Annotated in this window: 16 protein-coding genes; 7 read left to right on the forward strand and 9 right to left on the reverse strand. The window is 69.2% G+C overall.

Annotated elements, in window-relative coordinates:
• Positions 1 to 45: 45 nt before the first annotated feature.
• The 4 genes from PV396_RS10170 to PV396_RS10185 all read right to left on the reverse strand — a co-directional run bounded on the left by PV396_RS10170 (position 46) and on the right by PV396_RS10185 (position 6,351).
• Positions 46 to 3,159 (reverse strand): family 78 glycoside hydrolase catalytic domain, encoded by a 3,114-nt coding sequence (locus tag PV396_RS10170; RefSeq protein WP_319202757.1) that lies wholly within the window; start codon positions 3,157 to 3,159, stop codon positions 46 to 48.
• 117 nt (positions 3,160 to 3,276) lie between these two features.
• Complete coding sequence (locus PV396_RS10175; protein WP_319202759.1) at positions 3,277 to 4,548, reverse strand: ABC transporter substrate-binding protein; 1,272 nt, start codon at positions 4,546 to 4,548, stop codon at positions 3,277 to 3,279.
• A 55-nt stretch (positions 4,549 to 4,603) separates the two neighbouring features.
• Entirely contained in the window at positions 4,604 to 5,425 is an 822-nt protein-coding gene (locus tag PV396_RS10180) for a carbohydrate ABC transporter permease (protein ID WP_319202761.1), read from the reverse strand.
• Positions 5,422 to 6,351: a carbohydrate ABC transporter permease gene (locus PV396_RS10185; RefSeq protein ID WP_319202763.1), complete on the reverse strand. Its 930-nt coding sequence runs from the start codon at positions 6,349 to 6,351 to the stop codon at positions 5,422 to 5,424. The genes PV396_RS10180 and PV396_RS10185 overlap by 4 nt, the downstream gene beginning before the upstream one ends.
• A gap of 148 nt (positions 6,352 to 6,499) precedes the next feature.
• Here PV396_RS10185 and PV396_RS10190 point away from each other — a divergent pair, with 148 nt between their 5' ends.
• Positions 6,500 to 7,537, forward strand: coding sequence for a LacI family DNA-binding transcriptional regulator (locus PV396_RS10190; protein ID WP_319202765.1), 1,038 nt, complete (start codon positions 6,500 to 6,502; stop codon positions 7,535 to 7,537).
• A 191-nt stretch (positions 7,538 to 7,728) separates the two neighbouring features.
• Entirely contained in the window at positions 7,729 to 8,880 is a 1,152-nt protein-coding gene (locus tag PV396_RS10195; protein WP_319202767.1) for an ABC transporter substrate-binding protein, read from the forward strand.
• Positions 8,881 to 8,990: 110 nt separating this feature from the next.
• On the opposite strand, the gene PV396_RS10200 is transcribed toward PV396_RS10195, so the two are convergent.
• Entirely contained in the window at positions 8,991 to 9,401 is a 411-nt protein-coding gene (locus PV396_RS10200; RefSeq protein ID WP_319202769.1) for a DUF4345 domain-containing protein, read from the reverse strand.
• A gap of 136 nt (positions 9,402 to 9,537) precedes the next feature.
• On the reverse strand, positions 9,538 to 10,146 hold the full coding sequence (locus PV396_RS10205) for a TetR/AcrR family transcriptional regulator (protein WP_319202770.1): 609 nt from the start codon (positions 10,144 to 10,146) through the stop codon (positions 9,538 to 9,540).
• A 136-nt stretch (positions 10,147 to 10,282) separates the two neighbouring features.
• Here PV396_RS10205 and PV396_RS10210 point away from each other — a divergent pair, with 136 nt between their 5' ends.
• From PV396_RS10210 to PV396_RS10225, 4 genes are all read left to right on the forward strand, one after another.
• Positions 10,283 to 11,122 (forward strand): alpha/beta hydrolase, encoded by an 840-nt coding sequence (locus PV396_RS10210; protein ID WP_319202773.1) that lies wholly within the window; start codon positions 10,283 to 10,285, stop codon positions 11,120 to 11,122.
• 128 nt (positions 11,123 to 11,250) lie between these two features.
• Positions 11,251 to 11,430, forward strand: a complete 180-nt coding sequence (locus PV396_RS10215; protein WP_319202775.1) for an AMP-binding protein — start codon at positions 11,251 to 11,253, stop codon at positions 11,428 to 11,430.
• Complete coding sequence (locus PV396_RS10220; protein WP_319202777.1) at positions 11,427 to 12,257, forward strand: enoyl-CoA hydratase/isomerase family protein; 831 nt, start codon at positions 11,427 to 11,429, stop codon at positions 12,255 to 12,257. The genes PV396_RS10215 and PV396_RS10220 overlap by 4 nt, the downstream gene beginning before the upstream one ends.
• A 142-nt stretch (positions 12,258 to 12,399) precedes the next feature.
• On the forward strand, positions 12,400 to 14,271 hold the full coding sequence (locus tag PV396_RS10225; protein WP_319202780.1) for a hypothetical protein: 1,872 nt from the start codon (positions 12,400 to 12,402) through the stop codon (positions 14,269 to 14,271).
• On the opposite strand, the gene PV396_RS10230 is transcribed toward PV396_RS10225, so the two are convergent.
• Both PV396_RS10230 and PV396_RS10235 read right to left on the reverse strand, forming a co-directional pair.
• Complete coding sequence (locus PV396_RS10230) at positions 14,202 to 16,613, reverse strand: tetratricopeptide repeat protein (protein WP_319202782.1); 2,412 nt, start codon at positions 16,611 to 16,613, stop codon at positions 14,202 to 14,204. The genes PV396_RS10225 and PV396_RS10230 overlap by 70 nt on opposite strands.
• A gap of 199 nt (positions 16,614 to 16,812) precedes the next feature.
• Positions 16,813 to 17,763 carry a LysR family transcriptional regulator gene (locus PV396_RS10235; protein WP_319202785.1) on the reverse strand — a complete coding sequence of 317 codons (951 nt, stop codon included), beginning with the start codon at positions 17,761 to 17,763 and terminating at the stop codon, positions 16,813 to 16,815.
• A gap of 83 nt (positions 17,764 to 17,846) precedes the next feature.
• On the opposite strand from PV396_RS10235, the gene PV396_RS10240 reads away from it, so the two are divergent.
• Complete coding sequence (locus tag PV396_RS10240; RefSeq protein ID WP_319202787.1) at positions 17,847 to 18,608, forward strand: sulfite exporter TauE/SafE family protein; 762 nt, start codon at positions 17,847 to 17,849, stop codon at positions 18,606 to 18,608.
• Between the two features lie 601 nt (positions 18,609 to 19,209).
• Here the strand turns inward: PV396_RS10240 and PV396_RS10245 are convergent.
• Positions 19,210 to 19,431, reverse strand: a complete 222-nt coding sequence (locus PV396_RS10245) for a hypothetical protein (protein ID WP_319202789.1) — start codon at positions 19,429 to 19,431, stop codon at positions 19,210 to 19,212.
• Between the last annotated feature and the right edge of the window lie 370 nt (positions 19,432 to 19,801).

Raw genomic sequence — 19,801 nt, forward strand, 5'->3', positions numbered from 1 at the left:
CGGCACCGACCGGTGCCATGGACGCGCCTCCCCTCTTGCGACCCCTCAGCCGGCCAGAGGATCACCCGTGATGAACGTGTGCCTCCCCGAGCCGACGCTGTGCGGGTCGCGGCCTCCCGAAGGGAGCAGCACCTGCGCCGTGGTGTTCGCGGGCAGCTCCACGTCCAGCCGGAACATGCCGTCCCGCCGGGCCCACCGCGCGGACACCTCGCCGTACGGGGTGCGGTAGCTGCCCTCGGCGTGGGTGAGGTCGCCGACCGGGCGGGGGTCGATCACCAGCTCGCGGTAACCGGCCCCGCCGCGCGCCTGGCGGATGCCGACGACTCCGGCGTGGAACCACTCCTCGATCTGGAGCAGGATCATGTGGTTCTTGGAGTTGCCCATGCCCCACTCCTCGGGCACGGTCGTCAGGCCCTGCGGATTGGCGGTGGTGGGTGCCATGAAGTAGCCGTAGCTCGGCCGGGTGTCCTCCTGGAGGACGTCCCACAGAACGTCGTCGCGTCTGCCCTCGTGCAGGGCCCTGATGATCGGGGCAAGCCCGAGGGTGCCGCCGCTGAGGTGCGGCCCGCCCCCGAACGGCTGGTGTGCGCGCACCAGTTCCACCAACGCGTCCAGCACCTTCTCCCGTTCGGACTCCGGTACGAGGCCCTCGTCCAGCGCGAAGGCCTGCGCGGCCTGGGTGGCCCCGGCGCCGCCCCGGTCTCCCTCGGCGGTGTAGCGGCCGAGCGCCGAGTTGTAGAAGGCGTCGTTGAACGCGTCCCTGATGTTGTCGGCGAGGTTGCGGTACTCGGAGGCGTCCGTGTCCCGTCCGATCAGTGCGGCCATCCGGGCCATCCGGTCGGCGACCTGATGGTAGCCCCAGGTTCCGGTAATACGGCCGGAGGTGTTCTCGCTCGCGATCCAGTCGGCGAGGGCGGCGTCGACAAGGTGGGCGTTCGCCCCGGTGCCGGTCTTCCTGGTCCTGATGCAGTTCAGGAACGCCTGCATCCGCGGGTAGTAGCGGCTCATCGTCTGGGTGTCGCCGTACGTCTCGTACAGCAGCCAGGGCACCAGCACGATGCCGTTGCCCCAGTTGATCTCGTCGCCGAAGCGGCCGGTGTAACCCCAGTCGTACACCGGTGCCTTGAGCGCCACGTTGCCGATGTCGGCGCCCGCCCTGGACTGCCCCTCCGCCAGGTGCCGTTGCATGGTGCGCAGGTAGGCCGCGTATCCGAAGGTGCGGTGCACCGAGGCGAAGGGCTGTACGTAGTCGGCGGGGTAGGCGAGCTTCTCGCGGCCGGGGCAGTCCGTGAAGGTGGACATGGTGTTGCTCATGATGGAGTAACGGGCCATGCGGTGAACGCGGTTGACGCGGTCGTCGGACGTGCTCAGGGAGCCGGCGGCCGGTACGTCCGCGTGGATCCGCAGTCCGGTCACCGTGTCCCGGGTCGGTATGTAGCCCTCGGGCAGGCCGGTGACCTGGAGCCACTGCATGCCGAAGTAGTGGAACCGCGGATGCCACCGCTCGCCCCGCTTGTCGCCGTACGTCGTGTAGGCGGCGAACACATCGGTGCCGCGGGCGGCGCCACCGCCCATGATCGACGCCTGGTTGACGGTGCCGTCGGCGTTGAGCGACTCGGCGGGCCGCAGCTGGACCGTGCTGCCTGCGGGCAGGGGGCCGTCGAGTTCGAGTTGCGGCCAGCCGGCGAAGTTCTGCCCGAAGTCGAAGACCCACACGCCGGGTCGGGGCTGGGTGACGCCGACCGGGCGGAGTCTGTCGACGACCTTGAGGGGTTCGGCGACGCGCCAGACCAGTTCGGTGGTCAGGTTGGGCGGCGGGGCGATTCCCGCGCCGACCCAGCCCACGGCCGTGCCGTCGCGCCGCTTCGCCGACGCACCGAGGTCCGCGCCCGGGGCCGTCCAGGCGGGCTGCTCGCGCCGGGCGTCGTAGTCGGAACCCGAGTACCAGTTGGCCGTGGTGGTCGGGCCGAGTGCCGCCCGCCACGAGCGGTCGCTGACGATCGTCTCGACCCTGCCGTCGGTCCTGGTGAGTTCCAGGCGGGCGATGAGCCGTGGGGAGACGGCCGCGCCGGCGCTCGGGTCGGTGCTCGCCAGGGAGTTGCCGGAGCCGGTGACCGCCGCTCCGCTCTCGTGGCCGTGGGAGAGACCGGGTTCGAAGGTGATGCCGGTGCCGTCGGGGCCCGCGGTGCCGATCGCGGTGATGGTGCGGGACTCCAGGCGCACACCGCCGTCGCCGGTGTCGATGTTGACGGTGCCGCCGAGGTGATAGTTGGCCACGCTGTTCACCTTGACGGTGACGGCACCCGGGGCGGCTCGCGCGACCAGGCTGCCGCTGCCCTTGAACTGGCTCTGCCACCAGCTGTACGGGGCGGTCCGGCCGGTCGCCGGGTTGGTCACGGACCGGGTCACCAGCGCCGTACCGTGGCCGAGTTCGACGCCCAGGGTGTTGGCGCCGGGGCGGACGAGGCGGGTCACGTCGTAGGCCCGGTATTCGGTGGAGAGCTGATAGTTGGAGTTGCCCGGAGCGAGCACCTCGTCGGTGACGGGCCTGTCGTTGAGCCACGCCACCTGCAGTCCTACGCCGGACAGGTACAGCCGCGCCCGGACGACGTCCCCCCGGCCCGTGTCCACGCGGAAGGCGCGGGCGAGGAGGGGCAGCGGCTGGTCGACGGTGCGGCCCGGGTACTCGATCCAGCGGGCCTCTCCCCAGTCGGCGCGCTTGAGGAGGCCCATCTCCCACGAGGCGGCCCCGCTCCACGGTGTCGCCCTGCCGTGGTGATCCCAGGCCCGCACCTGCCAGATCACCCGGTCGCGCGAGGCCGGGGCAGGGCCGTGCCAGGCGATGTCGGTCTGGGCCGAGGAGCGGACCGTGCCGCTGTCCCACAGCAGACGGCCCCGGTCGAGGTCCGCCTCCGTGCGGGCGGCGCGAATCCGGTAGGCGGACTGTGTCCATCCCGCGCCGGCGCCGACCACCCGCCAGCCCAGTCGGGGTGCGGGGTTGTCGACGCCTAGGGGCTCGTCCTCACGGCCGTCGACGGTCAGACCGGTGACCCTCGCCCCCCGTCTGTCGTCCTCGTGACCGGCGTGGGCCGTCTGGGCGGGCAGTGCCAACCCGGTCGCCGATACGGCCATCGTCGTGACCACCTGTCTGCGGCTCAACTCTGCTCCACCTGGGACATCGGGCATGTCGAACCTCCGATATGCGATCGATGAGAACGTCTCAGTCGGCTGCTGCGCATCACCGTCGGCCACAGAGGGTGGCCGACGGCGCGTCGGTCAGCTGCCGGACTCGTAGTCGCTGTCCATCTCGGCCAGGACCTTCTCCGGCGTGCTCTGGTCGCTGAAGATCTCCTGGAGACCGCTGAGCATGGTCTGCTGGACCTTGGCGTTGGGCCAGAGCTGGTCCATGAACGGCACGGTCCGGCCGGCTTTGACGAACTCGGACAGCTGGGCGAGGGACGGGCTCGCGACGAAGCCCGTGTCGGACAGGCTGGGCAGTCCCCCCTGCTTCTTGGCGAACAGGTTCATGCCCTCGGGGGACATCACGAAGTCGACGAACTTCAGGGCGAGTTCCTCGTTCTTCGCCTTGGCGTTGACGCCGTATCCGGCGCCCGCCGCCGCGGGTATGAGGGTCTTCGACGGATCGTCGGTGGCCGGCAGTGCCCGGAGGGTGAACGTGCCCTTGGGGTTCTTCTGCTCCAGGAGGGCGATCACCCAGTTGCCCTGGATGATGCCGAGCGTCTTTCCGGTCGCGGCGAGGCTCTGGCTGGCTTCGTAGTTGGTGCCCAGGGGGTTCTTCTGGAAGCAGCCCGTCTTCTCCATCGTCAGGTACTTGTCCAGGGCCGTCAGCCAGGGCGAATTGGCGAAGGTCGCCTGCCCCGCCTGCATCTTCTGGTCGAAGTCGCGGTCGTTGCCGTAGACGGTCGTGGCGACCAGCGCGTACTGGACGAGCTGGGTCACCCAGTTGTCCTGGTTGCCCAGGGCGAAGCCGGGCGTTCCCTTGGCCTTGGCGGCGCGGCAGAAGGCGAGGAGCTCGGTCCAGGTGTCCGGCGGAGTGAGACCGGCCTTCGCCATGGCCTGCTCGTTGTAGACCGCGCCGATGCCGTTCTGTCCGAAGACCGCCGTGTAGGTCCTGCCCTCGTACTGGGCGACGCTCTTGATCGCCTCCGGCAGCTTCACCGCCCACGGCCGGTCGGAGAGGTCGCGCAGATAGCCGGGTTCGGCCAGGGTGTGGGTGGCGCCCGGGTTGCCGTTGCCGGGCCAGACCGACATCACGTCGGGTGCGGTGCCGGAGGACAGCTGGGTGCGGATCTGCTGCTGGTACTGGTCGGCGCCGCTGGTGGTGTAGCGGACCTTGACGCCCGGGTTGGCCTTTTCGAACGCCTTGACGACGTCCTCGACGGAACCCTGGTCGATGGAGGCGAGGGTCAGGGTTCGGGAGCCGCCCGAGCCGCTGTCGGAACCGGCCTTGGTGCCGCCGCTGCACGCGGCCAGCACGGCGACGGAGGTCGTCGCGGCGATCAGAAGGGGGAGTGCGCGTGTCTTCATGATGTCCTTCTCGGGGAAGAGCCACCGGGCATGGGGGACGGTCGGGCGTCGGGGCTCACCCCCGCAGTCCTCCCGCGAAGCCGTTGATGATGCTGCGCTGCAGCACGAAGTAGACGAGCAGGACGGGCAGGACGCTGATCACCAGAGCGGCGAAGATGAGGTTCCAGTCGGTGACGTACTGACCGACGAAGCCGGCGATCGCGACCGGCATGGTCTGCCGGTCGCTGCCGCTGAGGTACAGCAGCGGGGTGAAGAAGTCGTTCCACACCGCGACGGCGTTGAGCACCAGGGCGGTGACGGTGATGGGTTTGAGCATCGGCAGGACCACGTACCGGAAGCCCTGCAGTGGTGTGCACCCGTCGATCAGCGCCGCGTCCTCGAAGTCGCGGGGCAGGGCGCGCAGGAAACCGACGTAGAGGAAGACGGTGAACGGCACCTGGAGGCCGGAGTAGAAGAGGACCAGGGCCCATGGGGTGCCGAGCAGGCCGAGGTCGCGCATGGTCTGGTACAGGGGCAGCGAGGCGAGTTGAAAGGGCAGGACCAGGCCCAGCAGGAAGCCGAGGTACGTGCCCCGGGACCAGCGTGCCGTCGCGCGGGCCAGCGGGAACGCCGCGAGGGCGGAGACGGCGAGCACGATCGCGACGCTGCACGCCGTCACCAGCACGCTGTTGAGCAGCGCCCCGCCCAGCGCGCCCTGCTGCCAGGCCTCGGTGAAGTTGTGCAGCGTGGGCGAGGTGGTGGGGCTGATCGGCGAGGAGGTGTCCGACGCCGGCCGCACGGCCAGGTTGACCAGGACGTACACCGGGAAGCCCACGACCAGGGCGATGGCGATCATCGTCAGTTCCAGCGCGAACGTACGTCCGCGGTAGCGGCTCACGAGGTGGCCCTCTCGTTGCGCGACAGCACGGCGTACTGTCCGGTCGAGACGACGGCCACGATGATCGTGAGGACGACCGCGAGCGCGATGCTGTAGCCGAACTCCCCCAGCGTGAAGGCGTCTTTGTAGATCAGCGTGGAGAGGGTGTCGGTCGCGTGTCCCGGCCCGCCGCCGGTCAACGCGTACACCTGGTCGAAGAGTTTGATCCCGCCGATGATCGACAGCATCAGGTTGATGGTGAGGGCCGGAGCGAGCAGTGGCCGGGTGACCGACCAGAAGCGCCGGACTGCGCCCGCGCCGTCGATGGCGGCGGCTTCGTGGACCTCCTTGGGTACGGACTGGAGTCCCGCGAGGAAGATGACCATGGAGTAGCCCGCGAACTGCCAGACGATGACTCCGACGACGGACCACAGGGCGACCGTCGGGCTGCCCAGCCAGTCCTGCCGCAGCCCGTCCAGTCCGACCGCGCCCAGCAGGCTGTTGACCGCGCCGTCGGGGCCGAGCAGGTTGCGCCAGAGGTAGGCGGTGACGATCGGGGTGATCACGGCCGGGGCGAACAGCAGGACCCTGAGCACGTTGCGGGACCTGATGGCCGAGTTGACCCCGAGGGCGAGCAGCAGGCCCAGCGCGTTCTGGATGACCGTGATCGACACGGCGATGACCAGTGTGTGCCGGATGGCCTGCGTCGCGTCGGGATCACGGAGCAGTTCGGAGAAGTTGTCGAGGCCCACGAAGGAGAAGTGGGGGTCGAGGCCGTCCCAGTCGGTGAAGGCGTAGTGGACACCGCGGACACTCGGCACGAGGACGACGAAGGCGAAGAGCAGTACCGCCGGCAGGGCGAACCACCAGGGCGGGGTGTTTCGCGCCCGCCGGACACCGGGAGCCGGTTCGGTGTCCGGAAGCTGCTCGAACGGGGCCGCGGTCACCAGCACACCTCCTTCCGCGAATCGGTTCACGACTCGATGGGTAACGTTACCCACGAGGTCGTGGCCAGACCTTAGAGAGCGTCCTGTGTGACGTCAAGGGCCCTCCGTAGACTCGGCGTCAGCGTTTCCCAGCGGAAAAAGGAATCGAATGGAGCCACCAGCTCGGCGTCGTCGCGTGACGATCGTCGATGTCGCACGCCACGCCCAGGTGTCCACCACCGCCGTGTCCAAGGTGCTGCGCAACGCGTACGGGGCGAGCCCCGAGATGCGCGAGAAAGTCCGCCGCGCGATCGACGAACTCGGCTACCGGCCGCACGCGGGGGCGAGAGGCCTGCGCGGGCAGACGTACACCATCGGTGTGATGCTCCCGGACATCCGCAACCCCTTCTTCCCCGAGGTTCTCGACGGCATCACCGACTGGCTGGGGGACACGGAGTACCAGGTACTGCTGGGCCCCGGCTGCAACGGCGAGAAGGAGGAGGCCCGGGTCACCGAGGCGATGGTGGACCGCGGTATGGACGGCCTCATCCTGGTCGCGCCCGTCTCACCCCGCCCCCACCTCGAACACATCGCCTCCTCCGTGCCGACCGTCGTCGTCGGCCGGCACGGCTCGTCCGAGCTGTACGACACGGTGGTCGACGACGACGTGGAGGGCGCGCACCTGACCGTCGCACACCTCGCCGGACTCGGGCATCGCCGCATCGCCCACATCGAGCACCACGAAACCGACCCGACGCGCCTGGCCGAGATGCCCAACGCCCGCCGCGCCGACGGATACCGGCAGGCCATGCGGACACTCGGGCTGGCCGACCACATCGACGTGGTCTCCACCACCTACACCCAGGAAGGCGGCTACCGGGGCGCACAGGAACTGCTGGCGCGCCCGACGGTTCCCACGGCCGTCTTCGCGGGCGCGGACATCGTGGCCATGGGCGCCCTGGAGGCGATCAACGAGGCCGGGCTCTCCGTTCCCGGCGACATCTCGGTGGCCGGTTACGACAACACCACCTTCGCCGCGCTCGGTCCGATCTCGCTGACCAGCGTCGACCAGGCGGGCCACGAGATCGGCGGGAACGCCGCCCGGCTGCTCCTGGAGCGGATCTCCGACCGGCACAAACGCACGGACCAGGTCAGGCTGTCGCCCACGCTCGTCCCGCGCCGGACGACGGGACGGCCGCCGGAGTAGGGCGCAGGGGAAGCCGCGGGGGAAGCCGCGGGGGTCGTTCAACCATTCGATTGAATGTGGGATTCCCCTCGTGGGAAACGTTGCCCATCCGCGGCTCGCGTGGCAAAAATGGAGCTGCCCGGCGCCCTGACCCGTCCCCCAGCACCGGACGGCTTCACTACGCCACCCCCCAGCAGAGAGGTCTCCTCAGCGTGTCCAGCTTCCTCAGCAGACGACATGTCCTCGCCACCGGAGCGGGCGCCGCCCTCGGTGTCGGCACGGTCGCCGCGAACGCCGCTCCGGCCACCGCCTCCCCCGCGAACTCCCGAGGCGCCACCCGGGACAACCCCCGGGGCGAGGAGAGAAGGACCCTCGACGAGCTCTACCGCGCCGCTCTCGCGGAGGGCGGCAAGCTCGTCGTCTACGCCGGCGGCGACACGCCGACCCAGCAGGACGGCACGAAGGCGGCCTTCAAGGCCCGCTTCCCCGAGATCGACCTGACGCTGGTCGTCGACTACAGCAAGTACCACGACGTCCGCGTCGACAACCAGTTCGCGACGGACACCCTCGTTCCGGACGTCGTCCAGTTCCAGACCCTGCAGGACTTCGACCGCTGGAAGCGGCAGGGCCGTCTGCTGCACTACAAGCCCGCCGGGTTCTCGAAGGTCTACGACAGGTTCAAGGACCCGGAGGGCGCGTGGGTGGCCACCGGCGCGATCGCCTTCAGCTTCATGTACAACACGGCCGCGGTGGGTGCGAGGACCCCGCTCACCCCGCGCGACCTGGTCGACCCGAAGTGGAAGGGCAAGATCGCCTCCGCCTTCCCGCACGACGACGACGCGGTGCTGTACCTCTTCACGCTGTACGCCCGGAAGTACGGCTGGGACTGGGTCGCCAAGTTCGCCGCTCAGGACGTGCAGTTCGCCCGCGGCAGCAACTCCCCCGGTGACGCCGTCTTCGGCGGCCAGAAGACGATCGGGGTCGGCACCGCCGGGTCCGCGGTCGGCACCTCTCCCGTGACGTTCGCCATCGGCGCCGGACACCCGTTCATGGCCTGGGGCCAGCGCATGGCCGTCCTCAAGGAGGCCAAGAACTCCACGGCGGCCAAGCTGTTCCTCAACTGGCAGCTGTCGACGGAGATGCAGAACGGATCCTTCAACGGCTGGTCCGTCCGCACCGACGTCACTCCCCCGGCGGGCCTGAAGCCGATCTGGGAGTACCCCAACGCCTACGTGGACGGCTTCCCCCGCTTCATGTCCGACCGCGCCGAGGTGGAGCGCTGGAAGCAGACCTTCGCCCTGTACTTCGGCGAGGTCAAGGGCGACCCGACACCCGGCTGGCTGGGGCTGCACCCGGGCGCCTAGAGACGAACGGATGCGCCGACCGCCGCTTCGGAGCGGCGATCGGCGCATCGCTGTTCCCAGGACGCCCGTGTCTCCCATGTCCGCCCACGTGACCCACGCCCGTCAGAGGGTCAGCGTTCGGCCGCCGTCGAGAGCTGCGGGGAAGAGTCCTCCACCCGCAACAGATAGGCCGCAGCGCCGGCGTAGGAAGCCTCGACGACAAAAACCGCGATCAGCACCGCATGGGGCCACCCATCCGCCACGAAGCTGACCAGGCGCCCCACCGCCAGGCCGCTCATGAAGGTGAACAGCGTGACGAGCGAAGTCCTGCTGTAACGCGTGTTGACGGCTCCCAGGCAGAACAAGACCGCCATGGCTACGAACAATGCCCCGGAACCGCTCCTGAAAATGTTCGCCTCCGATGGCGACTGGATGTCGACCCCGTAGACGTCGAGCAAGAGGTGCGGAGCCAAGAGATAGATCAACCCGATCACGGCGACCCCGAGGCCCGCGGAACCAAGGACCATCTTCTTCAGATTCATTCTTCTGTGACCTCCGGTTTGGGAGCTCATCGAAGAAGCTCCAGAACAAGCGGGACGAACTGCTCGCGGTGTGGGAAGCACGCGGTCCATCAGCATCCGACCCTTGGACGGGTGGGCCTGCGTCGGTCTGCTGTGGTCAGGCTTCTGAGCTCCTTGCCGCCGGCCGGTCGCTCCTGCCGCGTGCCAGCGAGGCGAGGATTTCCTTGCGGCAGACATCGAGGATTTCGTCCGCCAGTGGAGAACCGTCCGGGCATGCCCGCGACAGCATGATCGCGCCGACCGAATGGGCGAGCATGTCGATCACCGTGGTGCGCGCCACGCGCTGTTCCGCATCCTCCGGTGTGTCGCCCTGGGACTGAAGGGCCGTCACCAGGCTCTCGATCCCGGCTGCGAACTCTGTTTTGATGCCCGCCGGCTGACGTGCGGCGTCGCCGCTGAGGGCCGCGATGGTGCAGCCGTCGCCGCGCCCGTCACGATGCTCCCGGGAGACATAGCTCTCGACGAACTCGGTGGGGCCCACGCCTTCTGCCCGTGCCGCGGTCTGCGAGAGCCCGCTCGCGGACGCCTCGGCCATCAGGTCGGCCTTGGAGCCGAAGTGCTTGTAGAACCCGCCATGCGTGAACCCGGAGGCTGCCATCAGTTCCGCCACGCCGACACCGTCATAGCCGCGCTCACGGAACAGTCTGGCCGCTGTCGCGACGATGTGTGCGCGGTTCTGCTCCGCCTGCGCCTTGGTGACCCGCATGCGCCCGCCCCTTCCACGGTCGACGCTCAACGCTCGACGGCCAAGCATACATAGATGTCGATCCACATCTAAGAGGTTGACTTTTTAAATTATGGTCGTCATCGTATTGCTCACCCGCTCCAGAAAGGCTCAGGCCATGAGTGATACGCATGTGACCGCACCGACCCAGTACGTCGAGGTCGACGGCGACCGATTCGCCTACCGGCGCTGGGGCAAGCCCTCCGGCGTCCCGATCTTCCTCGTCCAGCACCTTCGCGGGGGAATGGACCACTGGGACCCCCTGCTCACCGACGGCCTGGCCGAAGGCCGCGAGGTGATCCTGTTCAACGGGCGCGGCATCGCCTCCTCGTCCGGCACACCGCGCAACCGGATGGAGGACATGGCCGACGACATCGCCGCGGTCATCCGGGCGCTGGGGCTGGAGCAGGTCGATCTGCTCGGCTTCTCGATCGGCGGCTGGCAGGCGGAGGAAGTCACGCTGCGCCACCCCGAACTGGTGCGCAAGCTCATCCTGGTCGGCACCGGCCTGCGGGGCGGGGACCCGACGATGGACCCCAAGGTGCCCGAGGTGGCGACGAATCCGGTTCCCACCGTGGAGGACTTCCTCTTCCTGTTCTTCGGCCGCTCGCAAGCCGCGGCCGAAGCGGGCCGGGCCTTCTGGGAGCGCCGCCACCAGCGGACCGACCAGGACCCGCCGAGCTCGCCCGCAGTCGCACAGGCACAGCTCGAAGCGGCCACCGCCTACGGGGAACCGCTACCGGGCGAGAATCCCTACGCCTACCTGAACGCGATCACCCAGCCGACGCTGGTCCTCAACGGTGAGAACGACGTGATGATCGCCTCGATCAACTCCTGGCACCTCGCCCAGAACATCCCGAACGCCCAACTGCTCATCTACCCCGACGCCGGGCACGGAGCGCACTTCCAATACCCCCAGCGGTTCCTGAAGCACGCCCTTCAGTTCCTCGACGAGTAGGACCGGCGAGGACGCCGTCCACTTGGCCGGTCACAGGGTGCGTCGTATCCCGCGACGAGGCTCGATCCGGGCGAACCTGTCTGGCGATAAGGATGTCGCGGTCGCCGGCGTGCCGGCGGCCCATCTCGATGAGGTCGACAACCTCCCGGCGGAATTGGGCGGCGGTCGTGCTGTACACCAGCGGTACCACCGGGCAGCCCAAGGGCGCCGCACATCCCCACCCCGGCCTTGGCTGCCGATCGGACACGCTCGCTGACCGCCGGCGCCCATTCCTCAATCACTACGAACAGAACGGCAACATCCCATGAGTCAGCCCAGCACTGTCCGCCTCGAGCAGCCGACGCCGCAGATCGCCAAGATCACGTTCGCGAACCCGCCGGTGAACCTGGTGGTTCCCGAGACCCTCGTCAGGTTGCACGAGATCGTCGCGGGGTTCGAGACGGACCCCGACCTCCAGGTCGTCGTCTTCACCAGCGAGGTCCCCGACTACTTCTTCAACCACTTCGACGCCTCCCAGGCCGGCGGCATCCCCGCGCCCGAACAAGAGGGCGGCAACCCGGTCTGGACCGACATGGTCCTGCGGCTGAGCAAGGCCCCGTACGTCAGTATCGCCGCCATCCGTGGCCGCACCCGCGGCGCCGGCAACGAACTGGCCCTCGCCTGCGACCTGCGCTACGCCAGCCGTGAGAAGGCGCTCTTCTCACAGCCCGAGGTAGGCCTCGGCCTCGTCCCCGGCGGAGGCGGAGCCGAGCGGCTGCCCCGTTCGATCGGCCGCGACCGGGCGCTCGAGGCCATCCTCGGCAGTGCCGACTACGACGCCGACCTGGCCGAGCGCTGGGGCTGGGTCACCCGAACCCTGCCCGACGCCGAACTCGACGCCTTCGTCGACGCGACGGCCGCCCGCCTCGCCTCCTTCGACCGGCAGGCACTGGCGACCGCGAAGTCCCAGGTAAATCGGGCGACACTGCCGCCGGACGCCGATCTCGTCGCTTCCTTCGCCGCGTTCGGGAACACTCTGACGCAACCTGGGTTCCTTTCACGAATGGCCGGACTCGGCGCAGTCGCCGCCGACAAGGGGCTCGACGTCGAGTACCGGCTCGGCGAGTACATCGGCCTGGTCAACCAGACACCCTGATCCACCTCACCCTGCTTCTGGACCTGCTGGTCCCCAGGTACCGAACGCCCTCGGGGCGAGTTGGGCCGGACCGACCAGGGACATAGCATCCAGTGGGACGACAGGAAGAACAGACTCGATCAAGTCAGGGGAACGAGCCGGAGTGACAGGTGGGACGGCCCGGTTGCGAGTGCCGGTGGGCGAGGACGCGGAGCGCTGGGTCACACGCGTGGGCTGTCGTCGCATCCTGCTCATCGTGCACAACGTGACGTCCGCGACTCGCCTGCTCGACGTACTTCCGCTGTTCAACAGCGATGTTCGCGTGCAGTTGTTCGCCACCTGCACGGGTTCATCTCCCTTCCTTGCGGGAGTACCCGAGTTGTTGGCTCAGGCGGGGCTGCCTGTCCTCCCCTGGGACCAGGCCAAGGACACGGAGTTCGATCTGGCGGTGGCCGCGAGCTATGGCGGCGAACTCGGCTCAATACGCGGCAAGTTGGCCGTTTTGTCCCATGGGATGGGATACAACAAGAAATTGGCGACACCGGACACCGGACACCGGACACCGGTCTTCGGTATGGCGCCGGACTGGCTCCTGGAGGACGGCCGTCCGATCGCGTCCGCCACGGTGCTGTCCCACCCCGAACAGTTGGAGAGGCTTCGCTCGGCCTGCCCCGAGGCGGTGCCCACCGCGGTACTGGCCGGGGATCCTTGCTACGACCGTATCCTCGCCGCTCTCCCGCAACGCGACCGCTTCCGCCGTGCGCTGGGCGTGCGGCCCGGCCAGCGGCTGATCGTCATCAGCTCGACCTGGGCAGCGCGTTCCCTCTTCGGCGGTGCCGGACCAGGAGAAGCGGGCGAGCCGGGTACGGATGATCTGTTGCCCTGGCTGCTGTCGCGTCTGGCGGCGGAGCTGCCGGCCGATGAGTACCGGACGACCGCTGTGCTGCATCCGAATATCTGGTACGGCCATGGTCCCGGCCAGGTCCGTGCGTGGCTGGACAACGCGCGGCGAGCCGGCCTCGATGCGATTCCGCCGCTCGACGGGTGGAGACAGGCCCTGATCGCCGCCGACTGCGTCCTCGGGGACCACTCCAGCGTCACCTACTACGCGGCATCCATAGGCATCCCCGTCCTCCTCGGCGCGTTCCCCCAGGAAGACCTCGACCCGCTCTCCCCGGTGGCCGCCCTCGGCCGTACGGCTCCCCGTCTCCTGCGCCGGGGCAGCCTCCGCGCACAGATCGACCGGGCGATCACCTCGCACAACCCCGGCCGCTACGGGGAACTGGCGGAGCAGACCAGTTCGTCGCCAGGAGAGTCGGCTGCCCTGCTGCGCCGCCTGTTCTACGGCCTCATGGACATACCCGAGCCCCCAGGGCACCCGGCGCTGCTCGACCCGCTGCCACTGCCGCCGTACACGCCCGCCCGCGTCACCGCGCCGGTCCGCGTCCTCGTGCGGCACATCAGTACGGATCCGCCGGAACTCGCCCTCGTCCGGTACGCCGTCGTCGGCGACGAGCCGGGTCCGTCGGAGGACCCGGCGGTGCGGGTCGACACCGCGCACGTGGTGGTCGACGAGGAGACACGGGAGACCGGCCGGCTGCGCGTCGCCGACGTCGTCGTACGCCATGCCGCCGGGGACGATCCACGGCTCGGCCCGCCGGCCGTCTGGACGTCGGAGGCGCTGGACCGCTATCCGTACTGCGGGCTGGTCGCCTATGTCGACGGCCCGGACCGCTGTGTCGTACGCACCCGCGAGGGAGACCTTCTGCGGCTTTCCGCCGCCACGGAACTCGACGGTCGGCCCGACCTGGGCGATCCCGCCGTCTACGCCTCCGCGCTCCACGCCTGGCTCGCGAGCGGGCAGCCTCTGGACGAGGCCCTCCCCGCGATCACCGTACGCACCGGCGCCACGGCACATCACGTCACCGTCGAACTCCTCCCGTCGCCCCCACCACCGACCGAGGCTCATGCCTCCGGTTCGGCGAGCCCCATCCGGATCCGCTCGGCACCCACCCGGTCACCGTTGCCCTCGTAGTGCGCAGCGGCGGCGCGAAGATCATCCGCCGCCTCCGCCTGACGGTCCGAGAGACGGTGGCACCGGGCCCTCGACTCGAAGACATCGGCGAGTTGCAGCCCCGCGCCCGCCGTTTCCATGGCCTTGACGGCCTTGTCCAGGCACACCCGCGCCAGGTCCGTGTCCCCCGCCTCCAAGTGGGCCTCGCCCAGACTCATGTAGACACGGCCCTCGTTGTAGGCGTCACCACCGTCGGGCAGCTGACGGAACCGCACCAGCGCGTCGTTGAGCCGAGCGAGAGCCTCCGCGAACTGCCGCTGCTTCGTCAGGGCACGGCCGATGTGGTGCTCCAGCAGGGCCGTGGCACGAGGAAGGTCCGCCCACCCGTCGTCGCCCTCCCGGATCCGCCCAAGGATCTCCCGCGCCTCCTCGAAGCACCGCTGGGCATCCGCGTACTTCCACCGCTTGAGGCGGAGCAGCCCCAAAGCCTCGACTGCGCTTGCCTGCCCGCGATGGTGGCCGCAAGCCTCGTCCGCGACTCCGGCCTTCGCGAGTGCCTGCTCGGCGTCGTCCGCCCGCCCGGCTCCCATATGTCCGAAGGCGAGTTGCACCAGCATCCGGCCCACCGCGCGCCGGTCACCGAACTCCTCAGCGCAGCGCCGGGCGGCCTCGACTCCGAGCAGATGCGTGTCGATCCACTGGGCGTGGAAGCCGAGCAGCAGATGCAGACCCCACATCGCCTCGCACAACTGCCATACGAGGTCGTCGAAGCCGTGGTGATCGGCCGCCCGGATGGCAGCCGCGAGGTTCTCCCGCTCACTACGCAGTTGCGCCAGCGCGTGCCTGCCGTCCGCCGGATCACGGTCCGCCGGCAGAACGAGTGCCCGATAGGCGGGGCCGAGCCGCCAGCGCAGCGGCATGACCCGGAAGTCCGCTTCCGCCGCCCAGCGCAGATACCCGACCACCACCCGCCGGACCCCGGCGGACATACGGCCATGACCGTCCTCGGTCACGGCGAGCTCACGTGCGTGCGCCCGCGCCAGATCGTGGAAGCGATAGCGCTCCTCACCGACCTCCTCCAACAGATGCACCCTGGCCAACTGCTCCAGCAGTTCCCGGGCCTGGTCCTCCTCCACGCCGGCGGCGTGGGCGGCGCACATGACGGTCACGGTCGGCCACGCCCACCCCGCGATCGCACGATAGAAGGCGGCACACTCGGGCGTCAGTTCGCGGTACGAGGCATCCTGCGCGCGGCGAACGGGATCGATGAAACCACCTGAGTCGTCGGCGCTTCCCGATCGCATGGCGTCGCCTCCCCCGCTCTGGCCGTGGATCCGTTCGGACAACTCTCGCGCCACCCGCTCCCATGCCAAGTGCTCTCGGACCGCGAGGCCGGCACCCGTGGTGCACAACGCGAGTGGAACACCACCGGCCGCCTCAGCCACAGCCTGAACGACCGCGTCCGGAGCCGCCGCGCGCTCGCTCCCCGCGACCCGCCGGAGCAAAAGGACGGAATCCGCGGTCGACAGCGGTCCAAGGACGCGCGGGCGGGCCCCGTGCTCGGCCACGAGGCGGCCCAGCCGGTGCCGACTCGTCACCAGGACGAGGCACCCGGGCGACGCCGGGAGCAGGGGGACGACCTGGGCGTCGGAATGGGCGTTGTCCAGTACGACCATCATGCGCCGGTCGGCCGTGCAGTCGCGGAACAGATCGCGCTGACGGGCCTCATCGCCGGGCACCATGGCGGGCGGAACCCCGAGCCTCTCCAGGAACCGCGCCAGCACGTCGGAAGGCGGGAGAGCCGTGCCGGAGGAGGCGCCGGCCAGGTCCACGAACAGGATCCCGTCAGGAAACCGCTCCCGCAGTGCGTATGCGCAGTGAACGGCGAAAGCCGTCTTACCGATGCCACCCGGCCCGGTGAGGGCGGCAATCGTCGGCGCGCCCGGTAGGGGATCCGCATCGTCCAGCAGTGCCGTGATCCACGCGATCACGTCCTGGCGGTCCGTGAACACCGCGGTCGCCGGCGGCAGCATCTGCGGACGGGAGGCACCGTGAGCCACGGCAGGCACGGCACGCGGCGCCAGCCAGGAGGCCTCCCGGACCCACTCCGCGACCTCGCGGGCGGCTTCCGGTGATCTGCGGGCGACTTCCACCAGCCGTAGCGCAGCAGCCCTCTGCTCCTGCTCGGTGACGGGCAGAGTGGGCTGCTCCTCACCGCCTCCGGAACCGGCGCCCGCTCCCCCGTCCTCGGTCCGTGCCCGGCCCAGCAGTCCGCAGAGTCGCTCGGATGTCCGCCTGCCCATCTCGCCGCCCGCTCCGGAAAGAGCCCCCGAGGCGACGGTGCCGACAGCTGAGAGCGCCATACTCATCAACGGTTCCACCCAGGACTCCCCCAACTCGCCGGTCCCGCAATGGTATCGACAAGATCGAAGCACGGGGGAAAAGGCCGATGCCTCAGAATCGGCCCCGGCCCCTTGTCGCACCGTTTCTCCGGAACGACCCGCACACGCCCGTTGGCGTCTGCACACGCGCCCCTTCGCGCGAACAGGAGTTGGGTCAGCGTCAGTCGTCAAGGGAGGGTCGGCTGTCCCCGGGGTCACGGTGTGCGTCGCCTGAGGGAGGTTCGGAGAGTGCCGCTTGGCGTAGGTGCTCGGCCAGCGCCGCGGTGGCCGTCGGTGAGGCGCGGTCCTTGACGCCCCAGGCCAGCAGATGGTGGCGGCGAGCCCAGGGGTCCTGCAGTTCGCAGATGTCGAGTGGCTGGTGGAGATCGATGGCGCGGCGCGGCACCACGGCGAGCCCGACGCCGACGGCAACGAGGGCGACCAGGACGTGGAGGTTGGCGACGGTGGTGCGGTAACGGACCACCGGAGCGTGTGGTCCCAGGTGCTTCTCGATCCAGCGGCGCAGCGAGGAGTCGACGTCGAGCCCGACGAGAGGGTGCTCGGCGACCTCGCCGTACGTCAGCGCGGTCCGCCCGGAGAGGATCCCTCCGGCCTGGCCGATCACGACGAGGGAGTCGTCACCGAGGGGCTCCAGGTGCAAGCCGCAGTCGCGGGCCTCGTCGTCGAGGACTACCCCCAGGTCCGCCTCGCCGTCGGTGAGCATCCGTACGGTCTGTGGGGTGCGGCTCTCGGACACGGTGACGTCGACTTCCGGGTGCGCGCGGAGGAACGAGACCAGGGCCCGCGGCACGAGCCGATGCATCGCGGAACCGCCCCCCAGCAGGATCAGCGGAGCGGTCGGTGACCTTGTGTAGCTCGCGACCGCGCTTTCGAGGCGCGCGGTCCGGACCAGCACGTCACGTGCATGGCGGGCCAGAGTCGTCCCCGCCGGGGTGGGCCGCACGCCCCGCCGACCGCGGATCAGCAGCGCCACGCCGGCGTGACGCTCCAGCGAGCGCACCCTGGCGCTGGCCGAAGGCAGGCTCAGGTGCATCCGGTGAGCACCCGCCGTGATGGACCCCTCGTCCACGATGTGGAGAAAGAGCCGCAGGTCGTCCAAGTCGTAGCGCACCGTGCCAGCCTATGGCTCAGCCTTAGGCTGGGTCCGTTGATTACACATTGTGGACCCGACTGGTGACGGGTGATGCTCGGCGTGTGCTCGAGATACTGCTCGTCCTGCTGGCCGGTGCCGCCGCCGGAGCGTTGAACGCCATCGGCGGTGGAGGTACGTTCGTGGCACTGCCCGTTCTCGTCGCGTTCGGCCTGTCCCCGGTGACGGCGAACGCGTTGTCCCGGGTCGCCCTCGTACCCGGGGCCGTGGCCGGCGCCTGGGTCTACCGACGCGAACTCACCCCGGTCGGGCCGACATCCACAAAGTCCCTGACGGTGGTCAGTGTGGTCGGTGGCGGAGTCGGCGCCGGCCTCTTGCTGGCACTGCCCGCATCGTCCTTCGACGCCGCCGCTCCCTGGCTGCTCGCCTTCGCCACGGTGGTCCTCGCCTTCGGACGCAACCTCTCCAAGGCGTTGGACACCGCGCTCGGGCGCTCGGTCGGCATGAATTCCCGGGCCGTCCTGATCGGCCAGTTCGTCCTCGCCGTGTACGGGGGATACTTCGGCGGTGCCGTAGGCATCATGATGCTGGCCCTGTGGAGCATCGGCCTCGGCCTCGACGCCTCGGTCAGCAACCCGATGCGGATCGCGCAGCTCGCGGCCATCTATCTCAGCGCGACCGTGCTGTTCCTCATCGCCTCGGACACGCTGAGCTCTCCGCTTCTCCTCACCGGCATGCTGGTCGGCGCGATGGCCGGTGGCTTCGCCGGCGCCCACCTCGCCCGCCGTCTCCCCGCCCGGCTGCTGCGGGGTGTCATTCTGGCCACCGCCGTGATCACGACCGTTCTGTACTTCCTGCGCGGCTGACACCGCGGAGAGCCGCGGTGATCAGCTCCCGTCGTCGGAGCTGAGGCTGACAGCCGTCCCGATCGGCGAGCACCAGCTACGACCCGACGGCACCACCGGTTCGCCGGGCGCCAAGCTGGCCGACGCCGTCCGAGTACTCGCGGCCGCGCAGCGGTTTTTCGAAGCTGCGGCCGCTTTCGAGCGCGTGGGGGGCGCCGACTGGCAGCTCATCGGTGATGTCCTGGAGGTGTCTCCGCAGACCGCGCGAGTGCGCTTCGCGACGGCCGAGGCCGGCTTCCGGGAGGGACCGCGCTTCCCGGAAGGATCGAAGCCGACAGTGAGACGGGCTTGTCGGTCCGATTCCGCAGGCGTGCTCGGTGCCGCGCTGAATGACGATGTCACCGTGCCTCATGATCGTCTCGCCCGTTTCGAGCAAGAGGCACGCCGCCCCGGAACACGGTGACAATGAGGCTTTTCCAACTTTTCCACGGGCTGGGGCGGTTGGGGTGACCGGAGGACGAAGCTCCTGGCAGATGGGTTGTCGACCAAGACCAACCTTCTCCGCCAGGAGATTCGTCGTGCTTGTTCTACCAAGCAGCCGGGTGATGCATCGTGGTTCTCGTCAGTGCTTCGGGGCCGGTCCAGGCCGGACGTCGACAGCGTCGCGCAAGAAGCTGCGCTCGGAGTAGAACGTGGCTCGTTTCGCCCAGCCTCGTTCGGTCAGGTAGTCCAGGAGCCAGCGGTTAATGCGCTCCATCTCGCGCTGCACGAGCTCGACCTCGGGAGCCGCCAAGAGCGAGCAGTGATCGAAGAAGATGCCGTAGACGCGGCATAGCCCGCACATCGAGGCGCCAGCGTCGAACTCAGGTACTCCTCGAAACCATCCGGAGTGCCCTCGACATCAGGGTCGGTCCCCGTGTACCGGCTCCGCCCCCGTCGCATCTTGGCCGGAGCGCCCCGGTTGCCGGCTACCACTCGGCCGCCTCCGGCGCACCATGGCCGCTGTTGCACACGTGACCCGCGCCCGGTCAGCGTCGATACTTCCGAGAGTAGGCATATGGAATCGTTCAACCCGTACACCAACCGCATCTGATACCCCGTCATCAAACTCGGCATTGAGTCAGCATCAGCCCCGCCGGAGCCCTGCCCCGATCGCCATGCACCGCCATATGCACCGCCATGCACCGCCATGCACCGCCAAGATCGACAACTGG

The organism is Streptomyces sp. ME02-8801-2C, from assembly GCF_033793965.1.
GTDB lineage: Bacteria > Actinomycetota > Actinomycetes > Streptomycetales > Streptomycetaceae > Streptomyces.